Below are 4,225 nucleotides of genomic sequence, written 5' to 3'. Positions count from 1 at the left end.
CCCTTGTACCCGCCCGGCGCGGGCTCGCGGTACTTGCCGTCCGGTCGACGGTGCAGCGACTCGACCCGCTGGTCGACGTAGATGTCCACCCCGCCCAGTTCGTCGACCAGCCGGTCGAACCCGTTGAACGTGAGCACCGCGCCAGCGTCGATGCGCAGCCCGGTGTAACCGCTGACCGTGCTGCGCAGCAGCTCGTACCCCTGGGCGGTGCTGGGTTGTTTGGGTTTGCCCGGCACCCGGCTGCCGAAGCTCATCGCGTGGGTGAGCTTGGTCTTGCCGCCCTTGTAGCCGGCCTTCGGGAACGCCGGGATGTCCACGAGCAGGTCGCGGGGGAGTGAGAAGAGGTACGCCCGGTTCAGTCCCTTGGGTACGTGCAGCACCAGCACGGCGTCCGAGTGCGGCTCCCATCCGGGCACGCTGACCCGGGTGTCCACACCGACCAGCAGCAGGTTGAGCGGGCCGGTGATGTCCGCGCCCGGCGGTGGACCGCTGGGGCTCGGGGTGGGCGTGCCGACCGGCGACGGGGTCGGTGAGCCGGCCACCGGAGCGCCGCCCGGCGTGTTGTCACCGGTCAGCCGGGTGACCACCACGGCGCCGGCCGCGATCAGCGCGACCACGGCGAGGGCCGTGAGCCCCAGCAGCAGCCACCGTCGGCGTGGTGCCATCGACCCGAGAACCATGCGGATTCCTCCCACCCGTCTGGTGAACAACGCTCCGACGGGTGCTCCGGGTTGCGGCCGGGAGGCGCCGGGTCGGTCGGCCGGAGCATGATCGCGCGAAAAGTGCCGCTGGCGCGAGCGCTACTCACGAGTAATGATGCCTTCATGCGGTACGACGTGGTCGTCATCGGGTCCGGCTTCGGTGGCAGCGTCACCGCGCTCCGACTCGCCGAGAAGGGTTACTCGGTGGCGGTGCTGGAGGCCGGCCGCCGCTTCACCGACGAGGAGTTCCCGCAGACATCCTGGCGGGTCCGCCGGTTCCTCTGGGCACCGAAGCTGGGCTGCTACGGCATCCAACGACTCACCCTGCTCCGCCCGGCCGACCGACGATCCGGCGGCGGGGTGCTGGTGCTCTCCGGCGCCGGGGTGGGCGGCGGTTCGCTGGTCTACGCGAACACCCTCTACGAACCGCTGCCGGCCTTCTACGACGACCCGCAGTGGCGGGACATCACCGACTGGCGCGACGAGTTGGCCCACCACTACGACCAGGCGAAACGGATGCTCGGCGTCACCACGTATCCCGTGCACACCGGTGCGGACCGGGCCATGCGGGCGGTGGCCGAGCGGATGGGGGTGGGGCACACCTTCCACGCCACCCCGGTGGGCGTGCACATCGGCCGGCCCGGCCAGCGGGTCGCGGACCCGTACTTCGGCGGCGCCGGCCCGGAGCGCACCGGCTGCACGCACTGCGGCTCGTGCATGACCGGTTGCCGGCACGGGGCGAAGAACACGCTTGTCAAGAACTACCTCTGGCTCGCCGAGCGGCTCGGGGTCACGGTCCGCCCGTTGACCACCGTGACCGCCGTCCGGCCCGCCGACGGCGGCGGCTACCAGGTGCACACCGAACGCACCGGCGCCTGGCTGCGCCGGGGCCGGCAGGTCATCCACGCCGACCAGGTGGTCTTCGCCGCCGGGGCGCTCGGCACCCAGCGGCTGCTGCACGCGATGCGCGCCGACGCGGCGCTCCCCGGGCTCTCGCCCCGCCTCGGCGAGCTGACCCGAACCAACTCGGAGGCGATCCTCGGCGCCTCGGTGCCACGACAGCGGGCCCGCTCCGAGCGGTTGGACTACACCGAGGGGGTGGCCATCACCAGCTCGTTCCACCCCGACCCGCAGACGCACATCGAGCCGGTCCGCTACGGGCGCGGCTCCAACGCGATGGGGCTGCTCCAGTCGCTGCTGGTCGACGGCGGCCCGCACCGGGTACGCCGCTGGCTGGGCCGCATCGTGCGGCAGCCCGGGTTGGCCGCGCGGATGGTGTCGGTCCGGGGCTGGTCGGAACGGACGGTGATCGCCCTGGTCATGCAGTCGGTGGACAACTCGCTGACCACCCGGTGGCGGCGTGGCCCGCTGGGCCGCAGGCTGGTCACCGGCCCGGGTCACGGCACCCCGAGCCCGACCTGGATCCCGGCCGGCAACACAGCGGCCCGGCTGCTCGCCGACGAGATCGGCGGCACCGCCGGCGGCTCGCTCACCGAGCCGTTCGACATCCCGGTGACCGCGCACATCCTGGGCGGGGCGGTCATCGGCGCGACAGCGGCCGACGGAGTGATCGATCCCTGGCACCGGGTGTACGGGCACGCCGGGCTGCACGTGGTCGACGGCGCGGCGGTCTCGGCCAACCTGGGCGTGAACCCCTCCCTGACGATCACCGCCCAGGCGGAACGGGCCATGACCTTCTGGCCGAACCAGGGCGAGGAAGATCCCCGCCCGCCGCTCGGCGGCCCGTACCGCCGGCTGCCCCCCGTACCCCCGCGAAACCCGGCAGTCCCGCCGAACGCCCCGGGCGCGCTGCGTCCTTGACCTCCCGCAACCCCCGCGATCGTGCACTTTCGGTCGTCGTTGCGCGGCATTCGTGGCCTTTGTCGGGGCAGAAAGTGCACGATCGCGGGAAGTGGGGCTTGCTGGCGAGCCGGTGCCGGGAGCGGGGGTGACACTCGGTAGGCTTTGTGCACATGAGCCTGCCTCGCCCTGTCCTCGTGGTGGACTTCGGAGCCCAGTACGCCCAGCTCATCGCCCGTCGGGTCCGTGAGGCGAAGGTCTACTCCGAGATCGTGCCGCACTCGATGCCGATCGCCGAGATGCTGGCGAAGAACCCCGCCGCGATCATCCTGTCCGGCGGCCCGGCCAGCGTCTACGCCCCGGACGCACCGCAGATCGACGCGGGGGTGTTCAACGCCGACGTGCCGGTCTTCGGCATCTGCTACGGCTTCCAGGCGATGGCCCAGGCGCTCGGCGGCACGGTCACCAGGACCGGCAACCGTGAGTACGGCGGCACCCCGCTGCGCCCCCGCCTGCTCGACCCCGGTGTGCTGCTGCGGGACCTGCCGGCCGACCTGCCGGTGTGGATGAGCCACGGCGACTGCGTCACCGAGGCGCCCGAGGGCTTCACGGTGACCGCCGAGTCGGCGGGCGCCCCCGTCGCGGCATTCGAGGACCTGGCCGGCCGGCGGGCCGGCGTGCAGTTCCACCCGGAGGTCGGGCACACCGCGCACGGCCAGGAGATGCTGACCCGTTTCCTCTACGACATCGCCGGCATCGAGCCGACCTGGACGCCCGAGAACATCATCGACGAGCAGGTCGCCCGGATCCGCGCCCAGATCGGCGACAAGGAGGTCATCTGCGGCCTCTCCGGCGGGGTGGACTCGGCGGTCGCCGCGGCGCTGGTGCACAAGGCCGTCGGTGACCAGCTCACCTGCGTCTTCGTCGACCACGGCCTGCTGCGCGCCGGCGAGGCCGAGCAGGTGGAGAAGGACTACGTCGCCGCCACCGGCATCAAGCTGAAGGTGGTCGACGCCGCCGACCGGTTCCTCGGCGCGCTCGCCGGGGTGACCGACCCGGAGCAGAAGCGCAAGATCATTGGCCGGGAGTTCATCCGGGTCTTCGAGGCGGCGGCCCGCGAGATCGCCGCGCACGGCGACGTGGAGTTCCTCGTCCAGGGCACCCTCTACCCCGACGTGGTGGAGTCCGGCGGCGGCACCGGCACCGCCAACATCAAGAGCCACCACAACGTCGGCGGCCTCCCGGAGGACCTGAAGTTCGCGCTGGTCGAGCCGCTGCGCACCCTGTTCAAGGACGAGGTCCGAGCGCTCGGCCTCCAGCTGGGTCTGCCCGAGGCGATGGTCTGGCGGCACCCGTTCCCCGGCCCCGGCCTCGCCATCCGGATCATCGGCGCCGTCGACCAGGAGCGCCTCGACCTGCTTCGCCAGGCCGACCTGATCGCCCGCGAGGAGTTGACCGCCGCCGGCCTCGACCGGGGCGTGTGGCAGTTCCCGGTGGTGCTGCTCGCCGACGTGCGCAGCGTCGGTGTGCAGGGAGACGGGCGCAGCTACGGGCACCCCGTGGTGCTGCGCCCGGTCTCCAGCGAGGACGCGATGACCGCCGACTGGTCCCGGCTGCCCTACGACGTGGTGGCCCGGATCTCCACCCGGATCACCAACGAGGTCGCCGAGGTCAACCGGGTGGTCCTGGACGTCACCAGCAAGCCGCCGGGCACCATCGAGTGG

Annotated in this window: 3 protein-coding genes; 2 read left to right on the top strand and 1 reads right to left on the bottom strand. The window is 72.3% G+C overall.

Annotated elements, in window-relative coordinates:
- Positions 1-680 (bottom strand): LCP family protein (locus tag KBX53_RS24450; RefSeq protein WP_210861870.1); only part of this gene is annotated, 680 nt, incomplete at its 3' end.
- A 144-nt stretch (positions 681-824) separates the two neighbouring features.
- Between KBX53_RS24450 and KBX53_RS24445 the strand changes: the two genes are divergently transcribed.
- Positions 825-2,522, top strand: a complete 1,698-nt coding sequence (locus KBX53_RS24445) for an FAD-dependent oxidoreductase (protein ID WP_210861868.1) — start codon at positions 825-827, stop codon at positions 2,520-2,522.
- Positions 2,523-2,674: 152 nt separating this feature from the next.
- On the top strand, positions 2,675-4,225 hold a 1,551-nt coding region (gene guaA, locus KBX53_RS24440; RefSeq protein ID WP_210861866.1), incomplete at its 3' end, for a glutamine-hydrolyzing GMP synthase.

This window comes from Micromonospora sp. M51 (assembly GCF_018070305.1).
Lineage (GTDB): Bacteria > Actinomycetota > Actinomycetes > Mycobacteriales > Micromonosporaceae > Micromonospora > Micromonospora parva.
The sequence above is the reverse complement of the archived record's forward strand: the minus strand, read 5'-3'. Positions and strand labels throughout refer to the sequence as shown.